10 protein-coding genes, 1 other RNA gene and 1 pseudogene are annotated in these 23,149 nt (G+C 51.6%); 9 read left to right on the top strand and 3 right to left on the bottom strand.

Features of this window, described 5'->3' with window-relative positions; translation table 11 throughout:
* The 3 genes from KEM39_RS08525 to KEM39_RS08515 form a co-directional block, all read right to left on the bottom strand.
* Nucleotides 1–813 (bottom strand): tRNA dihydrouridine synthase (locus tag KEM39_RS08525; protein ID WP_211709831.1); only part of this gene is annotated, 813 nt, incomplete at its 3' end.
* A 99-nt stretch (nt 814–912) separates the two neighbouring features.
* Nucleotides 913–1,347: a hypothetical protein gene (locus tag KEM39_RS08520; protein ID WP_002213118.1), complete on the bottom strand. Its 435-nt coding sequence runs from the start codon at nt 1,345–1,347 to the stop codon at nt 913–915.
* 88 nt (nt 1,348–1,435) lie between these two features.
* Entirely contained in the window at nt 1,436–5,269 is a 3,834-nt protein-coding gene (locus KEM39_RS08515) for an FAD/FMN-binding oxidoreductase (protein WP_211709832.1), read from the bottom strand.
* Nucleotides 5,270–5,529: 260 nt separating this feature from the next.
* On the opposite strand from KEM39_RS08515, the gene ffs reads away from it, so the two are divergent.
* From ffs to KEM39_RS08460, 9 genes and pseudogenes are all read left to right on the top strand, one after another.
* An RNA gene (ffs, locus tag KEM39_RS08510) (signal recognition particle sRNA small type) lies at nt 5,530–5,626 on the top strand.
* Nucleotides 5,627–5,846: 220 nt separating this feature from the next.
* The gene (locus KEM39_RS08505) at nt 5,847–6,266 is read left to right on the top strand and encodes a hypothetical protein (RefSeq protein WP_003707690.1); all 420 of its coding nucleotides are present in this window, start codon (nt 5,847–5,849) and stop codon (nt 6,264–6,266) included.
* A 96-nt stretch (nt 6,267–6,362) separates the two neighbouring features.
* Nucleotides 6,363–8,054 (top strand): D-lactate dehydrogenase, encoded by a 1,692-nt coding sequence (gene dld / locus KEM39_RS08500; RefSeq protein ID WP_211709830.1) that lies wholly within the window; start codon nt 6,363–6,365, stop codon nt 8,052–8,054.
* Between the two features lie 182 nt (nt 8,055–8,236).
* A complete protein-coding gene (locus tag KEM39_RS08495) occupies nt 8,237–8,608 on the top strand; it encodes a DUF2628 domain-containing protein (protein WP_002219366.1) in 372 nt (123 codons plus the stop codon).
* Nucleotides 8,609–8,762: 154 nt separating this feature from the next.
* Entirely contained in the window at nt 8,763–9,311 is a 549-nt protein-coding gene (locus tag KEM39_RS08490; RefSeq protein WP_211709829.1) for a carboxymuconolactone decarboxylase family protein, read from the top strand.
* A 132-nt stretch (nt 9,312–9,443) separates the two neighbouring features.
* Nucleotides 9,444–10,535 carry an acyl-CoA dehydrogenase family protein gene (locus tag KEM39_RS08485; protein ID WP_118997217.1) on the top strand — a complete coding sequence of 364 codons (1,092 nt, stop codon included), beginning with the start codon at nt 9,444–9,446 and terminating at the stop codon, nt 10,533–10,535.
* A 572-nt stretch (nt 10,536–11,107) separates the two neighbouring features.
* Entirely contained in the window at nt 11,108–11,278 is a 171-nt protein-coding gene (locus KEM39_RS08480) for a rubredoxin (RefSeq protein WP_002217326.1), read from the top strand.
* A 360-nt stretch (nt 11,279–11,638) separates the two neighbouring features.
* A pseudogene (locus tag KEM39_RS11615) lies at nt 11,639–21,442 on the top strand (ESPR-type extended signal peptide-containing protein); the annotation flags it as partial.
* Nucleotides 21,443–22,036: 594 nt separating this feature from the next.
* A complete protein-coding gene (locus KEM39_RS08460; RefSeq protein WP_275068403.1) occupies nt 22,037–22,984 on the top strand; it encodes a YadA family autotransporter adhesin in 948 nt (315 codons plus the stop codon).
* Nucleotides 22,985–23,149 lie beyond the last annotated feature (165 nt).

Here is a 23,149-nt window from a genome sequence, read left to right as displayed (position 1 = left end):
CTGCCGTATCCATTTGGAAACTTCGGCAAAATCTGTGTCTTTGACCGGCCCGCCGTTCTCGTATTGCTTGATTTGGCGCGCCAAATCGGGGCGGATGACCGCGCCTCGCCCCAGCATCACGCTGTTGCAGCCGCTGATTGTTTTGATGCCGATATAGTCTTGCAGGCTGAAGACGTCGCCGTTGGCGGTAACGGGAATATTGACGGTATCGCGAATTTTGCGTATCCATTCCCAATGCGCCGGCGGTTCGTAACCCTCGGCTTTGGTACGCGCGTGTACGGTCAGTCCGCACGCGCCCCCTTCGGCAATCGCACAGGCGCATTCCAAAGCCCGGCTTTTATCTTCGTAACCGAGCCGCATTTTCCCCGTCAGCGGAATATGTGCGGGCAAACGTTCGCGCAGCGTTTTGACGATGTGGAATATCAGTTGCGGCTCTTTTAAAAGGATTGCGCCGCCTTTGTGTTTGTTGACTGTCGGAGCGGGACAGCCGAAGTTCAAATCGATTTTGTCCGCACCGAAGCGGACGGCTTCCAGCGCATTCGCCGCCATATTGTCCGCATCGCTGCCCAGAAGCTGAACCGTGCACGGGGTGCCGGAAAACGTTTTGTTTCCGTTAGCGATTTCGGGGATATATTTTAACCATGTGGCGCGGGAATGCACGGTATGGGTAATGCGTACAAATTCGCTGACGCATTCGTCGTAGCCGCCTATCCGTGTCAGCAGGTCGCGCATCACATCGTCTATCAGACCTTGCATAGGGGCAAGGATGATTCGGGTTTTTTGTTTGGGTTCGTTTGTTTGTCCGTCAATCATGATTCGGGTAGGTATGCAGAAAATTTTTTGCATTGTTTAGTATCACCACTACCAATCATTGTTATTCTCCTTGAGTTTAAGTCAAACAAAAAATGAAATTCAAATACTCTCTCTTAACTTATTGAGATCAATCATCAATATAAATAAAAAATATAAACTACCAGAATAACCAAAGCCACGAAAAATTTTTTCCAATATTTCACTATTTAAACAAAAAGCACCGCATACCCACGTTGATGATTCCGAAATAAAACACATCCATATTTCCATTACCGCCAACCATGACACTACTATCCTAATCAAAAATACTTTTTTATCTGCCCAAGCACTTTTTATATTTAACAATACAATATGATTTTGTAATTTAAAATCTAAGCTTTGCATTTTTCTAACCAGTGCAAACAAACAACCAAGCGCAATAAAAAAAGATTGGTAGGACTGGTAAAAAGGTAGAAATAGAATATTTAAGACCAATGGATAGATCCACATATACCTATTTGTTAAATTATTAATAAATTCTTTTTTGTTATCCATAAAATTTCCATAAAATATTGCGATGATTTGGTTCAAACAATGCCGTCTGAAGACTTTCGGCGTTCAGACGGCATTTCCGTGTCCGTTGTTACAGCAACACTTTCTCTACACCGCCGTTGTTGGCTTTTTTTACAAACTCATCCAGCCAGTTTTCGCCGAGGATGTGTTTCGCCATTTCGATGACGATGTAGTCGGCAGGCATATTGTTGTCGTCGGCGTAGCGGCTCAAACCTTGCAGGCAGGCGGGGCAGGAAGTCAGCATTTTGACGGGTTCGCCCTGCGGCAGCTCTTTGAGGTTTTTCTCGATTTCCTCTTGTTTACGGAACTTGACCTGTGTGGCGATGTCGGGGCGTTTGACGGCAAACATGCCGGATTCGCCGCAGCAGCGGTCGCTTAAGACGACTTTCTGCCCCATGAGGCTGCTTGCCATTTGGGTGGCGTTCATGGTTTTGATGGGGGTGTGGCAGGGGTCGTGGTAGAGGTATTGCTGGCCTTTTACGCCGTTTAGTTGCACCCCTTTTTCAAGCAGATATTCGTGGATGTCGATGATACGGCAGCCGGGGAAGATTTCTTCGAAGCGGTATTTTTCGAGCTGGTCGTAGCAGGTGCCGCAACTGACGACGACGGTTTTAATGTCGAGGTAGTTGAGGGTGTTCGCCATACGGTGGAAGGCGACACGGTTGTTGGTGCTCATTTGTTCGGCTTTTGCCTTGTTGCCGCCCGCGTCCTGCGGATAGCCGCAACACATATAGCCCGGCGGCAGGACGGTTTGTACGCCGACATGCCAGAGCATGGCTTGGACGGCGAGTCCGATTTGGCTGAACAGGCGCTCGGAACCGCAACCTGGGAAGTAGAACACGGCTTCGGTATCTTCCGGCGTAGCCGGATTGCGGATGATGGGGATGCTTTTGTCGTCTTCGATGCCGAGCATGGAGCGCGGTGTTTTAGCAGGTACGCTTTTGGGCAAAGGACGGTTGATGAAGTGGATAACCTGTTCTTTAATCGGGGCTTTGCCGACGGTTGCCTTGGGTTCGACTTTTTGTTTTTTGGTGCCGACGGGCAGGATTTTGCCAATTTTGTAGGCGAAGTTCTGCGCGGGGAAGCCGGTCTGTATCATGGCGGCGCGTAGGGCTTTGATGGTTTTCGGGCCGGTGGCGTTCAGAAATGCCATGCCCATCGATGCGGCGGGTGCGAAGCGTTTGTGGCCGGAATCGGCAAGGTAGTTGCGGATGGCCACGGTTACGTCGCCGAAGTCGATGTTGACGGGGCAGGGTTTGACGCAACGGTGGCACACGGTGCAGTGGTCGCCGATGTCCATGAGTTCTTCAAAGTGTTTGATGGAAACACCGCGGCGGGTTTGTTCTTCGTATAAGAAGGCTTCGGTCAAGAGCCCCACGCCGAGGATTTTGTTGCGCGGGCTGTACAGCAGATTGGCGCGCGGAACGTGAGTAGAGCAAACAGGTTTGCATTTGCCGCAGCGCAGACAGTCTTTGACGGAATCGGCGATGGTGCCGAGGTCTGATTTTTCCATAATCAGCGATTCCGCGCCCAAAAGCTCGAAAGACGGCGTATAGGCGTTGCGCAGGTCCGAGCCTTTCATCAGTTTGTGACGGTTGAAGGTGTGTTTCGGATCGACTTGGTTTTTGTAGTTCCAAAACGGTTGCAAATCTTCATCGGTCAGAAATTCGAGCTTGGTAATGCCGATGCCGTGTTCGCCCGAAATCACGCCGCCGAGCGAACGGGCGATTTTCATAATGCGTTCCACAGAACGGTATGCCGTCTGAAGCATTTCGGCATCGTCTGAATTGACGGGGATGTTGGTGTGGACATTGCCGTCGCCGGCGTGCATATGCAGGGCGACAAAGACTCTGCCGCGCACGGTTTTGGCGTGGATTTTGCCCAAGCCTTGGATAATTTTGGTGTCGGTTTTGCCGCTGAAGATTTCAGAAAGCGGCTTCATTACGTCCTCTTTGACGGACACGCGCAGACGGAAGTCGCGGAATGCGGTGAAACAGCTCTCGTCGTCTTTGGCTTCGGGCGCGGCGTGGACGGCTGCGCCGTAGCGTGCTTTATAGTCGGCAAGCGGCGCGTCCAAATTGGCGAGCAGCCATTCCCAACGCGCTTTGACGGCGGAAACGTGGGCCAGGGAGTGTTTGCCGCGTTCGCCCAACAGTTCGGCAGTTGGCAGGTCTGTGCCCATTTTGTCGATGGGGAGTTTGCCCGAAAGATATTGCTCCAAGGCGGCACAGAGTTTGAGCTTGTTTTGGATGGAAAGCTCGATGTTGATGCGTTCGATGCCGTCCGAATACTCGCCGAGCCTTTCGAGCGGGATGACCACGTCTTCGTTGATTTTAAAGGCGTTGGTATGTTTGGCGATGGCGGCGGTGCGGCTGCGGTCGAGCCAGAAGGTTTTGCGCGCTTCGGGCGACACGGCGATAAAGCCTTCGCCGTCGCGGGCGCGGGCGAGTTCGCAGATGTGTTCGGCGGCTGCCTCTACGGCGGCTTCATCGTCGGAAACCACGTCCGCCAGCAAGACCATTTTCGGCCGGCCTTTGCCTGCCGCTTTGGTGGCGTAGCCGACGGCGCGGACATAACGCCAGTCCAAATGTTCCAAACCTGCCAGCCGAACGCTGTCGTGGGCGAGCAGGAAATCGCGGATTTCAACGATAGAAGGCGTGGCGGTGGCGACCGTGCCGAAAAACTCCATACACACGGTGCGCGTGTATTTCGGCATTTTGTGCAACACAAAGGCGACGCTGGTAATGATGCCGTCCGTGCCTTCTTTTTGCACACCGGGCAGTCCGCTCAAGAATTTGTCGGTAACGTCTTTGCCCAAACCGACTTTGCGGAATTTGTGGCCGGGGATTTCCAAGCGTTCGGTTTTAACGACATTGAGGCCGTCTGAATCCAGCGTGTGAACGTCGAATACGGCGGTTTCTTCATCGTGGATTTTGCCAAAATTGTGGCGCACGCGCTCGATGCGCAGCCATTCGCCTTGAGGGTTAATCATGTTCCAGTAGGCGAGGTTGTCCAACGCCGTCCCCCACAGCACGGCTTTTTTGCCGCCCGCGTTCATCGCCACATTGCCGCCCACACAGGACGCATCGGCGGAAGTCGGATCGACGGCGAACACCAAACCCGCCTGATGCGCGGTTTCTTCTACCCGCCGCGTTACCACGCCCGCGCCGCAATGGATAATCGGATGTTTGCCATCCAAGCCCGCCAGTTCGACAAACTCCACACCGCGATGTTTGTCCAGCTTTTCCGTATTGATGACCGCGCTCATTGCGTCCAAAGGAATCGCGCCGCCGGTATAACCCGTACCGCCTCCGCGCGGGATAATGACCAAATCCAGCTCGATTAAGGCGCGCACCAAAGGCGCGACTTCCGCCTCCGTGTCGGGATTGACGACCATAAACGGATATTCCACGCGCCAGTCGGTCGCATCGGTAACGTGCGTTACGCGCGCCAGCCCGTCGAACATAATATTGTGCGGCTTGGTAATTTTGCTTAAGCGTTCCAAAATCTGCCGCCGCTTTTGGCTGGTTTCATCAAAACTGCTATCAAAACGCCCGACCGCCTTTTCCGCCGCCGCAACCAAGACATCCACTTGCTGATTGTCGTCGCGGCGTTTGCGGATTTCGTTCAGGCGGTGGCGCATTTCCCGCACCAGCGCGGCGCGGCGTTTCGGATGCTCCAGCAAATCATCGACCAGATACGGATTGCGCACGACCACCCAAATATCGCCCAATACTTCAAACAGCATTCGTGCTGAACGCCCGGTTTTACGCTGTCCGCGCAGGTCTTGCAGGATTTGCCACGCTTCGTCGCCCAATAATCGGATGACGATTTCGCGGTCGGTGTAGGAAGTATAGTTATAGGGAATTTCCCGAATACGCTGCGGGGCGGTAGTCGTGGTCATGGTGTGTCCGTGTTTGGCAATTTTTATTTGAATGCCGTCTGAAAAGTCGGTTTCAGGCGGGTTTGAAAAGGCGATAATGTAGTTCAATTTTTGATATTTTTCAATGCCGAAACAGGAAATACCCTTATAGAAACAAAATAACGCTTTGAGAAATTGTTGACAATATTATCGGATATAAATTTTAGGTGGTGTTTCCGGCGTATGACCGTATCAAAACGGTTGAGTTTTTCACAAAACCCGTTATAATGCCGTTTCTCTGAGGCGGGTCTCCCCGCATGGCAAATCGGAACACCGGGTCAGGGGCGGAAGCCAGCAGCCCACTCCGATGCGCCAGTGCCGGGGGTTTGGCCCGCCGCCCTATTTGAAACGCCGGAGCTTCGATGTTCCGGCGTTCCCGTATCGCACCGATGCCGTCTGAAAGCCGTTCAGACGGCATTTTCTTTACTTTGCCATAACGCATCATTACAATGTATCCATACAGGCCAATGAAGAACCGGCTTCATAAAAATGAAGTATGGTTCAATTTCAAGTTTATGACGAACAGGGCAGTTTGATTAAAGACTAAAGGAGTAGGCAAATGAAAAAACTTCTAATGATAACCCTCACCGGTATGCTTGCAGCTTGCGCAACAGGTGTCAATGTCGGTCGGCTGATGGTTGAAATGCCGCAGGGAGAACGTTCTGTCGTTGTGCAGGTTCCCGCGACAAATAACCCGCTTTCCGATGCGGTGGCTGTCGGAATGATTAAAACATCCGGCTCGCCTTCGGCATCAAATATGATTGAAATGCTCGGCGCGGACAATATCAACGTCGGCGTGGCGGGAAGCAGCCAAATGCTTAATAAGGCGACCGCACTTTATTCCTTAAACCATGCAAAGAAAGTCGGAAACAATGTCAGTGTCTATATGATGGGCGACAGCGAAAGCGACAAGGCTGATTTGGAAAACGCAGCAAATGCCAAAAATATTAAATTACATTATTTCTTTAACCAAAAATAATTTGCAGCGTGCAACTTGTCGCACCAAAATATCCAAATTGAACATACGGCGGCGTACCGGGATTTGCGCCGCCGCTTATCCCGATAGGAGAGTACCGTGAACGCCTCGCAATTAATCAGCAGCCTGACCCGAACCGTAGGCGAAAAATACATCATTACCGACCCCGCAAAAACCGAACAATACCGCCAGGGCTACCGTTTCGGCGAGGGCAGGGCGTTGGCGGTGGTGCGCCCCGGAAGCATTCTGGAAATGTGGAAAATTTTGCAGGCTTGCGTCGAAGCGGATGTGATTGTGATTACGCAGGCGGCGAATACCGGTCTGACCGGCGGCTCGACCCCCGACGGCAACGATTACGACCGCGACATTGTGATTGTGAACACCATGCGGATGAACATCATCCAAACCATCAACAACAACGAACAAGTCGTCTGCCTGCCCGGTTCGACCCTGAACCAGCTCGAATTGCTGCTGAAACCTTTGGGGCGCGAACCGCATTCGGTCATCGGCTCTTCCTGCATCGGCGCGTCCGTCTTGGGCGGCGTGTGCAACAACTCCGGCGGCGCATTGGTGCAGCGCGGCCCGGCTTATACGGAAATGGCGCTGTTCGCCCAAATCAACGAAGAGGGCAAGTTGGAACTGGTCAACCACTTGGGCATAGACTTGGGCGACACGCCCGAAGAAATCCTGACCAACCTGCAAGGTCATCATTATCAGAAAAAAGACATCAAACAAGACGCGGGCAAAGGGCACGACCACGCCTATTGCGAATACGTCCGCCAAGTGGACGAACCGACCGCCGCGCGTTTCAACGCCGACCCGGCGCGGCATTACGAAGCGTCCGGCTGCGCGGGCAAACTGATGGTGTTTGCCGTCCGTTTGGACACCTTCCCGCAAGAAAAACAAACCGCCGTGTTCTACATCGGCACGAACGATATTAACGAACTGACCGACATCCGCCGCGCCGCCTTGGGCGAATTTGAAAGCCTGCCCGTTTCCGGCGAATACATCCACCGCGACGCTTTCGATATTGCCGACGTGTACGGCAAAGACACGTTCTACGTCATCAAAAAATTCGGTACGCACCAACTGCCAAAATTATTTGATTTCAAAGCCAAAGTTGACCGCTTCGGCAAAAAAGTCAGCTTCCTGCCCAAGCATTTTTCCGACAAGGCAATGCAGTTCGTCAGCAAATTCCTGCCCGACCACCTGCCCAAATCTATGCGCGATTACCGCAATAAATACGAACACCATTTGATTCTGAAAATGGGCGGGAAAGGCGTGGATGAGGCGCGCGCGTTCCTGAAAGAGTATTTTGCACACCACGGCGGCGCGTTTTTCGAGTGCAACGCCGAAGAAACCCAAGCCGCGATGCTGCACCGTTTCGCCGTCGCCTCCGCCGCCATCCGCTACCGCGCCGTGCATGACGACGAAGTGGAAGATTTGGTCGCGCTTGACATCGCCCTGCGCCGCGACGACCGCGACTGGTTTGAAAAACTGCCGCCGGAAATCGACAATAAAATCATCCACAAGCTCTACTACGGACATTTCATGTGCCACGTTTTCCATCAGGATTACATCATCAAAAAAGGCAACGACTGCATGGCGTTGGAACACGAAATGTTGCATCTCTTAGACCAACGCGGCGCGCAATATCCCGCCGAACACAACGTCGGTCATTTGTATGAAGCCAAGCCCGCGCTCAAACAGTTTTACCGCAAACTCGACCCGACCAACAGCTTCAACCCGGGTATCGGCAAAACCAGCAAAAAGAAAAACTGGGCGGAATAAGCGCGTCCGCTTTGAAGGCAGGCAATGCCGTCTGAAGGCAAAACACCGTTCAGACGGCATTGTCGGGTTTGCGTCCCCCGAAGGGCATGTTCAAGCCGTATGCCGGAACACGGGTGCGCCCTCCCAAATAAAGTCTGAACCTACCGCCCAAAGGGCAGGGTTTCAACCGAAAAGGAAACACGATGAAACCATACAAAATCTACACCCATCCCGCCCTGCCGCCCCAAGCCGTCAAACAAGGCTGGTCGTGGCCGGGCCTTTTGTTCGGCACGCTGTGGGCGTGTTTCAAAAGAATGTGGGGTTTGGGGCTGGGGCTGACGGGCGCGATATTCGTGCTGGCGGTGTTTGCCCAACTGGTTTACGGCGACACGCCCGCCACAGACTCGGCGTTTAACGTATTGGGCTTGGCGGTTTCCGTCTGGTTCGGCGCAAAGGGCAACAGCCTTTATGCACGCCACCTTTTATCGCGCGGCTATACCGAATTGCCCGAAACAGTCCAAGCCGCCAACCCCCAAGCCGCATTGGCGCAATATTTCGGGCGCGGGGGCAGGTAGGCGCGTTTCCCGGCAATGCCGTCTGAAAGGCTTCAGACGGCATTTCTTATAACTTTTCGTTTGCAGCACATAACCAATCAGTCTTTCCCATTTCATTCCGAAATGCGTACCATGCGTCCATCCCTTCAATAATATTGCAAACAAGGAAAGAAACATGGCACGTTTAACCGTACACACCCTCGAAACCGCTCCCGAAGCCGCCAAACCGCGCGTAGAGGCGGTACTTCAAAACAACGGCTTCATCCCCAACCTTATCGGCGTATTGGCAAACGCCCCCGAAGCCTTGGCGTTTTACCAAGAAGTCGGCAAGCTCAACGCCGCCAACAGCCTGACTGCCGGCGAAGTCGAAGTCATCCAGATCATCGCCGCCCGCACCAACCAATGTGGCTTCTGCGTGGCAGGGCACACCAAACTCGCAACCCTGAAAAAACTTCTGTCCGAACAATCCGTCAAAGCCGCGCGCGCTTTGGCGGCAGGCGAATTTGACGATGCCAAACTCGGCGCGCTCGCCGCCTTCACCCAAGCCGTAATGGCGAAAAAAGGCGCGGTATCCGATGACGAACTCAAAGCATTTTTCGATGCGGGCTACAACCAGCAGCAGGCAGTCGAAGTCGTGATGGGCATAGCCTTGGCAACTTTGTGCAACTACGTCAACAACCTCGGACAAACCGAAATCAATCCCGAATTGCAGGCTTACGCCTGATACGGCAAACCGCCCGAATATCGGGCGGTTTTTCAAAAACACCCCTCAAACAAAAACAAGCCGCCAAGCGGCAGGAAAAGCAGCCGCGCATCAGGCGCACCCCGATTCCCCCGCAAACCTTAAGGAACAAAGATGAACGCCCAAACCCTGATTGCCAACGTTGCCGAACTCGTCAAAACCAAGCTCAAACCCCTTGTCGACGACATCGACCGCAAAGGATATTACCCCGAAGCATTTATGCGCGAACTCGGCGCAATCGGCGGATTTGGCGCAGTCAGCACAGAAGCCGAAGGCGGCAACGGCTTGGGTTTGGCAACGCAAATCGCCGTCTTGCGCGAAATCGGCAAAGAATGCGGCGCAACCTCCTTCAGCGCGTGGTGTCAGGCGGCTTGCGCGTGGTATCTGCACCAAACGCCCAACCAAGCCGTCAAAGACAAATACCTCGCCGACATCCTGCAAGGCAAAGTATTGGCGGGTACCGGAATGTCCAATACCGTCAAACACCTTGCCGGCATCGAAAAACACAACCTCCAAGCCGAACGCGTGGAGGGCGGTTATACAGTCAACGGCGCGCTGCCGTGGGTGTCCAACATCGGCGAAGACCACATCTGGGCGAATACCGCCCAAATCGGCGGCGGCTACGTTATGTTTATCACCGGCGGACAAAGGGAAGGCGTAAGCCTGCAAAACTGCCCCGAATTTTGCGCCCTTGAAGGCACGCGCACCTTCAGCCTGAACTTCAAAGACGTATTTATCCCTGACGAAGACATCATCGCCGCGCCCGAACAGTTTGCCGACTACATCCAAAGCATCAAAGCAGGCTTTATCCTCCTGCAAATCGGCATCGGCGCGGGCGTGATAGACGGCAGCCTCGGCATCATCCGCCTCGCCAACATCGTCAACGCTGAAGTCAACAGCTATCTCGACGACGGCTACGACAGCCTCAAAGCAAGGTTGGACGGCGCGTGGGCAGAAACCGAACGGCTCGCCGGCTTGGCTTGGAGCGGCACGCCCGACAGCCTCGCCACCCTCAAGCTGCGCGAAGCCGCCGCCGTACTGACCCTTACCGCCGCCCAATCCGCCGCCCTGCATTCCGGCGCAAAAGGCTACCTGATGCGCAGTCCCGCCCAAAGGCGCGTCCGCGAAGCAATGTTTGTCGCCATCGTAACCCCCGCGATCAAACACCTGCGCAAAGAAATAGCGGCAATCGAAGCCGCAAAATAAACAGGCGGAAAATGCCGAAACCCCCACCGCGTCATTCCCGCGAAAGCGGGAATCCAGCCCCCAACGCAACAGGAATCCATCGGAAAAAACAGAAACCCCAAAACCGTCATTCCCGCAAAAGCGGGAATCCAGCAAACGAAAAATCACAGGAATCCATCGGAAAAACAGAAACCAAACAGACTAGATTCCCGCCTGCGCGGGAATGACGCGGGAGCGGGGGTCGTCATTCCCGCAAAAGCGGGAATCCAGCCCCCTAACGCAACAGGAATCCATCGAGAAAACCGAAACCTCCAAACCGTCATTCCCACGGAAGTGGGAATCCAGTAATCGAAAAACCACAGGAATCTATCGAAAAAAAACCAACCCCAAAAAAACCGGGTGGGTACCGCACCATCCTCCCAAACCCTGATTTATAGCGGATGAACAAAAATCAGGGCAAGGCGGCGAAGCCGCAGACAGTACAAATAGTACGGGTGCTTCAGTACTTTAGAGAATCGTTCTCTTCGAGCTAAGGCGAGGCAACGCCGTACCGGTTTTTGTTAACCCACTATACAAAAAACAAGGAAACACAAATGGCGCAATATATGTGCGGCCCCTGCGGCTGGATTTACGATGAAGAACACGGCGATCCCGAACACGGCATCGCCCCCGGGACAAAGTTTGAAGACATCCCCGACGACTGGAAATGCCCCGAATGCGGCGTGGGCAAAGAAGATTTCTACCTGTTGGATTTCGTGATATAGCGGCAGCCGCACCCTTAGGGAAAACCCCGTCATCCGGCGTTCCGCCTGCGGCGGCAGGGAACGCCGTTTTATCCGTTTGCGCCCGCCAAGCCGTGTTGCACAGATGCGACACGGCTTTTTCCTTTTTATCGTCTAAATGTAAATTTTCGTCAAAAAACATCAAAAATCACCCCCCCCCCCCGAATTTACGTAAAAAAGTGTAATACCTTTGATCATAAGGGAATGTTGACAATTAGATTGATTCTCCTAGACTGACTTTCGCAATACAATGGGATTGTCAATAATTGTGTATGGTCGTTTGCCGTCCGGCGGCCGGAAACGTCAAAAGCGCGGGCGGTGTATTGCAAGCAGAGAGAATCAATGAACAAAATCTTCCGTGTCATTTACAGCCAGGCAACCCAATCTTGGGTGGCAGTATCCGAATTAACTAAGGCACACAAAAAACAAAGCTCATCGAGTGCCAAAAAAAGTGCGTCCGGCTCTTCAGCGAACCTTATTAAATCTTCAGCCATCGCATTGGCATTATTAAGCGGTCATTCGGCTTATGCGGCATTAAATGATGCTGGAACAGGTAGTGGAGCAGTTGCTCAAGGAACAGGGTCTGTTGCGGCTGGAGGAGATTCGGTAGCGATAGGAGCGTCAGCAAATTCAACTGGAAGTAGAACGATAGCTATAGGGAAAGATGCAAGCACTGGTAAAGATGACGCTATAGCGATAGGAAACGGAGCGAAAGCAGAAAACCCAAATTCTGTAGCTATCGGTAAGAGTGCTATTTCTAAACATAATAATGCTGTAGCTATCGGTATAGGCGCAAAAGCACTTGGTCCTACGTCTTTGGCATTGGTACTGGGAGCGAAAGCTACAGGTGACGATAGTTATGCCATAGGCGTTGAAAGTGAATCCATTGGAAAGATGTCAATAGCTTTTGGTCAAAAAAGTAAAGCAAGACAACAGTATGATCTTGCTTTCGGTAAAGAAGCTGAAACTCGAGATCAAGGTCAAGGTCATAGTATTGCCATTGGTTATGGTGCTATGTCGGGAACTAACAATGCTGGGAAAAATCTTAATGGTGGAGATGCTGGCGGTGTAGCCATTGGTACCGGTGCTTATACAGGAGTTAATAAAGATGATGGGCGTTCTGTAAATTCTTCTGTTGCTATAGGGGCCGGTGCCGGAGCAGGATTTAGAAAGTTAGATACTAATGGTATGCCTGTGCAGAATGCTACAGATGTTGATAATAATGATGAAGTGCTGAAAAAAGCGTTTGGTGTTAAAAATGTTGCAGATTATCAAAAAATAGCAGGTGGTACTAATGGATACACAAATGTGGCTATTAATGAAGCCACAGCCTTAGGTCGTAATGCACGTGCTATAGGAGACCAATCTGTGGCAATAGGCGCTCAAACAATTGCTGGTATGGGTGCTATTGCATTAGGTGGAAATGATATTACTCAATTTGCAAATAACAAATATTATAAATCAATAAAAGAAAATTTTGCTGCTACAGAAACAGAAGATCATAATCAAGATGCAGAGATATCTAAGGACACGATTAGTGGTGCATATAAGAGACTTGTTGGTACCAAGTTAGATACGGCATATAAAGCAACTTATGCACAAGATGGTTCAGTAGTATTAGGGGCACAAGCTCATTCAGGAACACCATTGGGAACGGCACTTGGTACGAATGCTTTGGTGCGTAAAGGTGCTTTCGGTGCAACGGCAATCGGTGCGGGTTCACAAGTTCAAGCTAATGCCGAAGCGGCGGTAGCCATCGGTATGGGATCTTTTGCCAATGGTAAGTATGCAGTGGCGGCAGGTACGGCAGCGAAGGCAGAAGAATCTGCGGTGGCTGCAGGTTATCAGGCAAATGCTGACAAATCTGCGGTAGCGGTTGGTGATCATTCTAAGGCTGTAGAAGCTTCCGTAGCAGTCGGTCAAGGAGCACAAGCTAAAAATGTAGCAGATATTGCGATCGGTCAAGGGGCGGTTGCCTCTGGTAAACAAGGTGCGATTGCGATGGGCTTGGGTACTAACGCCCAAGGCGATTCCTCTATTATGATTGGCGGTGCGGATGTTGACTCAGCTTCTAAACAATCCACAACTTTTGAAAAAGCCATTGGCGTAAATGAAAAAGGTGGTGTAATTGCAAAAGATGTAGTCGAGAAAATTAATGGTAAAGAGGTTACCCGCCATTATACTTTCGCGGCGACTAAGACGACAACAGGTACCGTTGCAGCAGCCTTTCAAGAGCTGACTGGGCACGCTATGGACGTAGCCACTCTTAATTTTGCCGACACGAAAAATAAAAACGGTCATGCTTCTACTTCTTTAGGTGTGCATTCTTTAGCCAAAGGTGATTTGGCAACAGCCATCGGTGCGAGTGCGCGGGCTGATGTTATCGGTTCTTTAGCATTGGGCACAGGGGCGCATGCAACCCGTCAAAATGCGGTGGCAATCGGTACGGGTTCTACTACTGAGTTGCTGGGTACGCGCCAATTAAGTGTGAACTACGACAGCGAAGGCAATATTGTTTCCGATGACTCAAAGGATATTGCTTATACATTTAAATGGGCGGGCGGCACTAACACCTCTGAAGGCGACGTCGTGTCTTTCGGTAGCTCCGGCGCAGAACGCCAATTAAAAAACGTGGCGGCCGGTCGCGTGGCGGAAGATTCTACCGATGCCATCAACGGCTCCCAGTTAAACTCCATCACCAAAAAAATTGCAGCAGGTTTTAACACAAGCGGTAATGTGGTAGCTGATTCTTCGGGTGTATTCACATCTAAAAAAGCAAATACAGATTCCGCGGATAAGGCTTATGAAACCGCAATCCGTTCGCAAGACAAAGTCCAACTCCAAGTCGGCAACAACTTGAAGTTAGACCGTGATGAAACCGAAGTTGAAATTGAAGTTCAGGATGATTTTGACAAAACCAAAACAGTTAAAAAGAAAGTCAAAAAAGCTGATTTTGCCTACAGCCTGAATCCTGTATTAACCAACCTGACCAGTGCGGAGTTTAAAGCCGACGGCAAACCGACGGTGAACATCAGTTCAGACGGCATTACCATTACGCCCGCTGCGCCGACGACCGGCGGTGAGCAAAAACCGAATGTTAGTCTGACCGAAAACGGCTTAAACAACGGCGGCAATACGATTACCAATGTAGCCGGCAACCTAAATGGTGCGAAAAAAGATACAACTGCGCCGACAACTAAAGCAGACAAACCGAATAATGTAGATGACATCAAAACCAATGCGGCAACCGTAGGCGATGTATTGAATGCAGGCTGGAACTTGCAAGAAAAAGGCACGGCAAAAGATTTTGTTACCGCTTATGACACTGTTAATTTTGTTAACGGCGACGGTACAAGTGTATCTGTTGAAAATACAGACAATAAAACCAGCACAATCAAATACAGCGTAAACCTCGGCGATGGTTTGGAAAAAGATGCTACGACCAACAAAATTAAAGCCAAAGCAGGCAATGGTGTGACTGTTGGTGCAGACGGCATTAAGGTCAATACCGGCAAAGGCCTCAAAATTGATTCGGCTGATAGCGACAAAGTTGCGGTTGATACCGACGGTACAACAATCACTGTCGGCACAGACGGCAAAGTGAAGGCGGTGACAGGCTCGACCGAAACGGTTACAGATACTAACAAAGGTACTGATGAAAAAGCGGGTCAAGTGCGTCCTGTTAAAGCAGATAAAGGCAAACTGGCGACAGTTGATGCGGTGGCAAATGCCGTCAACAATGCCGCGTGGAGCATTACGTCCGGTACCGACGGCGGCAGCTTCGCAACGTCCGGTCATACCAAAACCACCGAAAAAATCAGCGCGGGCGGCAGCGTAACCTTTAAAGCAGGCGACAACCTGATAATCAAACAGAAAGGTACAGACTTTACCTACTCGCTCAATCCGATTTTGAACGGGCTGACATCGGCAGAGTTTAAAGGCACAGGTGAAAATGCGCCGATTACCAAACTGACCAATGCAGGCATTACGGTGACAACACCGGCAGATGCGGTTGCAAATACGCCGGAGAAAACGGTAACGCTGAATCAAGACGGCTTGAACAACGGCGGCAATGCGATTTCTAATGTGAAATCTAATCTTCCTGCTACTAAAAATAGCGATACTGCAAATACAGCAGCTGCGCCAAGTAATGCCACGAAAACTCAAGCAGTGCCAAATACAACGAATACGAAAGGCACAGATTATGTCAATCCAAACAATGCCGCTACCGTGGGTGACGTATTAAATGCAGGTTGGAACTTGAAAGGCAAGGGCACAGCGGTTGACTTTGTAAAAGCCTACGATACTGTGGATTTTGTGGACGGTGATGGTACAACTGCGTCTGTTGAAAGCAAGGATGGTAAAACCTCGACAGTAAAATACAGTGTAAACACCACGAAAATCAAAGCCGATACAGCTAATGTAGGTAAGGTTAAAGCAGAAGGAACAGGCAATACATTTGCAACAGCAGAAACTGTAGCAAGTGCGATTAATGATGCCTATTGGAAAGCAGCGGCTTCAGGTAATGGTGCAACAACGGATGTAGCAGACAATGTGAAAGCTGGTGATACGGTGACCTTTAAAGCAGGCAAAAACTTAACGGTTACACACAACAATACGAATAAATCGTTTGAGTTTGCAACCACTGATACACCGGAGTTTAGCTCTGTTCAATTTGGTAATAATGGTCCGAAAATCACCAACGACGGCAACACAATCAAAGTTTCCGGCGCGAATGGCACTGATTCGGTCAAAATCACCAATGTTGCTGACGGTAAAGACGACAATGATGCTGTAAACGTAAGCCAATTAAAAGCAAGCGGTTGGAATATCGCGGGCAACGGCAAAACCAAAGTCGATACAATCAATAAAGACGACCAAGTGAATTTCTTGAATGGTAGTGGCACAACGGTATCTGTGACTAAAGATACTGACAAGGCAGGCAAAGAAACTGGCAACGTAAACGTCAAATACGACGTGAACGTTGGCAATGGTTTACAGAAAGATACGACAAACAATACTATTTCTGTAAAACCAGCGGATAGCACAATTACCGTTGGTACAGATGGCGTGAAAGTAAATACGGGTGATATTGCAACGGAATCAACAGGTAAGGCAACAACTGTACTAGATAAAGCGATTGCAGAGGCAACCAAGGAATTGGCTGAAGCAGGGGATACTACTGCACAGCAAAAAGCACAAGAGAAACTTGATGCTGCAAATAAAGCAAAAGCTGATGCAGGCAAACAGATTGCGACGGTAGAAAATGTCACTGAAGCCATCAACAAGGCGGGTTGGAATGCCATTGCTGCTAAAACTGAAAATGGAGAGGTGTCAGGCGGAGCAGCGAAACTTGTGAAACCGGGCGACACCGTTACATTTGAAGCAGATAAAAATGTCAAGATTACTCAAGATGGAAGTAAATTCACATTCTCGACAAAAGATAATGTTGAATTTAAATCTGTCAAAGTCGGCGAAGAAAAAGACGGCAAAAAACCGGTCAGCCTGACAACCAGTGCGGCAACAACTGCCGATAATAATCAGACAGGAAAAGCCCCGACGACCGCGTTGAATATCAGCAGCGGCACGGGTAAGGATGCGAAACCGACGCAGATTACAGGCGTGGGTTCGGTGTTGAATGCAACAACGGTTACAAGCGCACCGGACGGCACCGCGCCGACAACCCAACCGAAATTGGTTAATCTTGGGACGGCACATAATCAGACGGCATTGGCAGACAATGTTTTAAACTCTGCCGCCACTGTACGCGATTTGGCAAATATGGGCTGGAAAGTTTCGGCAGATAAAGTAACCGGCGCAGACGATAAGTCATACAGTGATGTGGTGAGAAATGCGGACGAAGTGAAATTTGTCGGCACAAATGCCGCCAAAGTATCGGGTAAAACCGAGAACGGCGTGCGCACCATTACCGTTGATGTGGAAGTGCCTGATGTAAAAACAGCCAAGCTGGTTTCAAGTACCGACGGTTCTGTGATTGCGCCGTCAACTGATTCCAAACTTCAAGACGCATTAAAAACTGCGAAAGACGAGTTGGCCGCATTGCCTGACACTGCAACTGAAGCGGAAAAAGAAGCGGCTGAGAATAAAGTCAAAGATGCCGAAACGGCATTAAATAAGGCTTTGGATGAGAAAGGTGTTGCCACGGCTAAAAACGTTGCGGATATGATTAACAATTCCGGCTTTACGCTGAAAACTTCCGCCGATGCCGATGGTAAGAAAGATGACAAATCGACAGGCAGCGAAGTCATCAAGTCGGGCAAAGCCGTTGAAATGGTCGCGGGTAAAAACTTAACCGTGAAACAAGAAGCTAACGGTAAAGTAACTTACAGCTTGAATCCGGAATTAATTAACCTGACCAGTGCAGAGTTCAAAGCCGACGGCAAACCGACGACGAAAATCAGTTCAGACGGCATAGTCATCACGCCGAACAGCAAAACTTCGCCTACCGTCAGCTTGACCGAAAACGGCTTAAACAACGGCGGCAACCACGTTACCAACGTGAAAGGCAACTTGCCGAATACCGTAAATGGTGCACCGGGTAAGGCAACAACCAAACAGGATACCCCCGAAACCTCCGGTGAAAATGCCGTGAAAACCGACAACGCCGCCACTGTGGGCGACATCCTGAATGCAGGTTGGAACATCCAAGAAAAAGGTACGGCAAAAGACTTTGTCAAAGCCTACGACACCGTAAACTTCGACGAAGGCAACGGCACGAGCGTATCCGTCGGCGTATCCGAAGACGGCAAAACATCGACCGTGAAATACAGCGTCAAAGCTGCCGACAAATCTTTGGAAGTCGGCGCAAACGGCGTGAATGTCAAGGTTTCAGACGGCATCGAGACCACGGAAAACGGTATTAAGGTTAAAGCCGCCGATAAAACGCTTACGGTCGGCAAAGACGGCGTAAAAGTCAATACAGGCGCGATTGCCGCAGCAAATGGCGGCAAGGTAACTGTTACTCCAAAAACCAAGGCAGACGGCACGACGGAAACACAGGCGGAGGCAGAAACCCGCGCCGCTTCCGAAATTGCCACAGTGAAAAACGTTGCGGATGCAATCAACAGCGCGGCGTGGATTGCCAAAGTGGAAAATACGGACGACAGTGTGGACACGCCGACCAAAAACGATAAAGGCACGGCGGTCAAGGCGGGCGACTCGTTGACGCTGACGGCAGGCAAAAATCTGCGTGTCAACCACGTCGGCGGCAACATTACCTTTGCTTTGGCGAAGGACATTACGGTTGAAACCGCCAATGTGGAAAACACGCTGAGCATCGGCAAAGATAGGGCGAAAGTCAATATCGCAAGCGGTGCAAACGGTCTGACCCTCGCCGGCACGGAAACCGCCGCCGACGGCTCGACAAACAACAACGCCCCGGTCTATCTGAACGGTATCAAGCCGACCCTGACCGACACCTTGGCGGGCAGTCCGACTGCCCATATCGACGGCAATATTGGTGCCTCAGCCTACCACCGCGCCGCCGGCGTTCAAGACGTGTTAAATGCCGGCTGGAACATCCGGGGCGCGAAACAGGCGGGCGGCGAGGTCGAAAACGTCGATTTCGTCCGCACCTACGACACCGTGGACTTTGTCAGCGGCAATAAGGCGACGACGGATGTTACTGTTGCCGCAGAAGACGGCGGCAAACGCGCAGTCGTTACCATTACCGCCAAAAACGACGCCGGCAGCATCACGACGGCGGGCGGCAAGGTTGTCGTCGGCACAAACGGAAAGGCAGACACAGACTCTAAAGCAGGGGACAAAGTGGCAAAAACCGGCGATGTGGCAAACGCCATCAATCAGTCGGGATGGAAAACCAATGCGACCAAAATCAACGGCGCGGCGGTAACCGACGCAAACAAAACCCAATTAATCAACCCGGGCGATGCCGTCAATTACGAAAACGGCAACGGCACGGTTGCCAATGTGGAAGTTACGCAAGGTAAGGACGGCAACCCCGATACCGTCAGCGTGAAATACGATGTCAAAGCCGACGGTACGACCATTAAAGTGGGCGACGACGGCAAAGTTACAGCCGTAACGGGCACGATAGAAACGGTTACAGATAAGAATAAAATCGCTGGTGAAAAAGTTGGTCAAGTACGTCCTGTTGATGCTGATAAAGGCAAACTGGCGACAGTTGATGCGGTGGCAAATGCCGTCAACAGCGCGAAATGGTATGCGAAGGCGGACAACGACCAAACCGCCACTGTCAGCGATAAGGGTAAAACCACCAACGACGATGGCGCAGAGATGGGCGCGGGCGACGCGTTGACGCTGACGGCAGGCAAAAACCTGCGCGTCAAACGCAAAGGCGGCAAATTTACCTTTGCCACTGTGGAAACGCCCGAGTTTGAAGGCTTGAAACTGGTTCAAGGCGGCAACACCGTCAATATCGCGCCGACTGCAAACGGTTTGAACTTCAGCCGTCCTGCCGCAACGGCAGGCGGGAAGGAACAGCCGGTTACCCTTGGCGGCATAAGCAGCGGTTTGGAGAAATTCGACGCTGCCGATCCGAAAACCGAGGGGTTGTTGAACCTCAATAAAACCGAAACTGGCAAGACCGAACCGACAGTCGGCGACAATACCGCCGCCACCGTGGGCGACTTGCGCGGTATGGGTTGGGTGCTTTCTGCCGATAAGGAAACAGACAATCCCGCCAAGGCTTACAACGCGCAGGTAAAAAATGCCGAAGAAGTGAAATTCGTGGGTGCGTCGGGCGTTATCGTTTCCGGTAAAACGGAGGGCAATGTCCGCACCATTACGGTGGGCGTGGATCACCAGCTTGCGACGAACAATTCGGTCAAACCCGTGGAATATACCAAGAAAGACGGAACAAAAGTCTATCCGAAAACCGTAACCAATGGCGGCAAGACGGAAACCAAGTTTTATCCGAATGCCGACGGTACGGGAGAAGAAGTGCCGGCGGGCGACGTAATCGTTTCGGTCAACGGCGCAAAAGGCACGACATCTCCGACCACCTTGTCGAATGTCAAATCAAACCTTCCCGAAACCCGCAACACGGCGGATGCTGCCGATCCGACCGGCAAACCGGCAAGCAAATCGCAATCCGCCCCGACAATCGGCACGGCGGACGGCAATGTGAATGCGAACAACGCCGCCACTGTGGGCGACGTGTTAAACAGCGGCTGGAACTTGAAGGGCAACGGAAGCGCGGTTGATTTTGTCAGGGCGTATGACACCGTGAACTTTGTAAACGGCAAGGGAACGACGGTCAGCATCGAAACCGACGGCAAGGAAAGCCGGGTGAAAGTGGATGTGGATACGGCGGATTTGACCGCGTCAAACGGTAAAATCAGCGCGCCCGATTTGAAAACATTGGAAGCTGCTGTGAAGGCGGCGAAAGCCGATGCGGACGCGAATCCGGCGGATGAGGCGAAAAAAACCGCATTGGCAAAGGCGGAAGCCGATTTGGCGAAAGAGCAAAATAAAGGCGTGACGGCGCAGAATGTGGCAAAAGCCATCAACGAGTCGGGCTTTACGCTGAGAACTTCCGCCACTGCCGAGGGCAAGAAAGATAACGCATCGACAGGCGACGAACTCATCAATCCGGGTAAAACCGTTGAAATGGTTGCGGGTAAAAATCTGACCGTGAAACAGGAAGATAGTGGTAAGGTTACCTATGCGACCAAAGACGACGTTGAGTTTGCAACCGTGAAAATCGGTAAAGATGAAGACGGCAAAAAACCGGTCAGCCTGACGACGGAAAAAGCCGTAAACGCAAGCAACAACGAAACAGGAAAAGAACCGGCAACGGCACTGAAAATCTCTTCAGACGGCAAACCGGCCCAACTTGTCGGCGTGGCATCGGTGTTGAATACAAGCGAAGTAAGCACCAAACCGAACGGCGATAAAAAGTCGGACGGTAAGCCGGCAGAGTCGAAAACGGAAAAACTGATTGATTTGGCAGGTACAGATACCGCACCAGTGAACAAGAACGCCGCCGCAACTGTAGGCGATTTGCAAAATATGGGCTGGGTGGTATCGACCAAAGACGGCAACGGCTACACCGATGTCGTGAAGAACGCCAACCAAGTGGACTTCAAAGGCAGCAACGGCATCGAGGTGCGCGGAAGCACCGCCGCCGACGGCACACGCGTGATTACCGTGTCTGCCAAAGAAGGCAAGGTTACCAACAAAGTCGAGATAACCAAAAACGACGGCTCGAAAGTCGATGCGGTCATCATCGACGGCAAATACTATGAGCGCGATGAAAACGGGAAACCGAAGACGAAGACGGAAATTCCCGCTGCGGATATTAAATCGGCAGACAATGGCGGCTCGGGCTTTGTAACCGGCAACACGGTCGCCAATGCAATCAACAAATCCGGCTGGAACGTCGGATTGGCAGAAAAAGCCAAAGCGGATGCGGCATTCGGCGACAGCAAATACGCGCTGGATGCGGGCAAGCCGGAAAAAGTGAATCCTGACGACAATGTACACTTTGCCAATGGCAACAATACCGTCGTTAAAGCGGCAACGGTTGAGGAAGTCGACAAAGACGGTAAGACCGTAACCAACACCTACATCAGAGTAGATGCCGAGTTGCCGATAAGCCAGATTTCCGCTGTCGATGAAAACGGCAATAAAGTGGTTAAAGATGCAGACGGCAACTGGTATCTCAGCAAAGCCGACGGTACTGCCGACAAGACCCAGCCTAAAGTCGATCCGGCGAAAGTCCGCCAGTCTGCCAGCATGGATCCTGAGAACAAGGGCGACCGTTATACGCCGCTTGCGAAACGTTCCGACGATGCCGCGCTGACTGCCGATCAGAAAGACGCATTGTCCAAGCAGCAGGACCAATATGCCAAAGATGCTGCCGACAAGATTGCCAAAGAGCTGAAAGGTCAGCCTCAAGCCGTTATCGAAGCCGCTCAAAAAGCCGCAGCAGAAGTTGCACGGGTTGAAGCGAAAGACAAATACCTGAAAGACAACGGTTTGGACAAAGGCATCGGCGGCACGGTCATTACCAATGTTGCCTGGGGTCAGAAACCGGACGATGCCGTAAACGTCGATCAGCTGCAAAACAGCGGTTGGAATTTGGATTCCAAAGCGGTTGCAGGTTCTTCGGGCAAAGTCATCAGCGGCAATGTTTCGCCGAGCAAGGTAAAGATGGATGAAACCGTCAACATTGATGCCGGCAACAACATCGAGATTACCCGCAACGGTAAGAATATCGGCATCGCCACTTCGATGACTCCGCAGTTTTCCAGCGTTTCGCTCGGCGCGGGGGCGGATGCGCCCACTTTGAGCGTGGATGGGGACGCATTGAATGTCGGCAGCAAGAAGGACAACAAACCCGTCCGCATTACCAATGTCGCCCCGGGCGTTAAAGAGGGGGATGTTACAAACGTCGCACAACTTAAAGGCGTGGCGCAAAACTTGAACAACCGCATCGACAATGTGGACGGCAACGCGCGTGCGGGCATCGCCCAAGCGATTGCAACCGCAGGTTTGGTTCAGGCCTATTTGCCCGGCAAGAGTATGATGGCGATCGGCGGCGGCACTTATCGCGGCGAAGCCGGTTATGCCATCGGCTACTCCAGTATTTCCGACGGCGGAAATTGGATTATCAAAGGCACGGCTTCCGGCAATTCGCGCGGCCATTTCGGTGCTTCCGCATCTGTCGGTTATCAGTGGTAAGAGCTTTTTCGCCTGTCTGCTGTTGGGGCAGGCGGAAGGTTTGAAGGGAAGGGCGGCGATTTGCCGCCCTTTTATAGTGGATTAAATTTAAACCAGTACGGCGTTGCCTTGCCTTAGCTCAAAGAGAACGATTCTCTAAGGTGCTGAAGCACCAAGTGAATCGGT

The organism is Neisseria sp. Marseille-Q1983 (assembly GCF_018224585.1).
Taxonomy (GTDB): Bacteria; Pseudomonadota; Gammaproteobacteria; order Burkholderiales; family Neisseriaceae; genus Neisseria; species Neisseria polysaccharea.
Note: the sequence above shows the minus strand (reverse complement) of the source record. Positions and strands in the feature narration are given on the sequence as shown.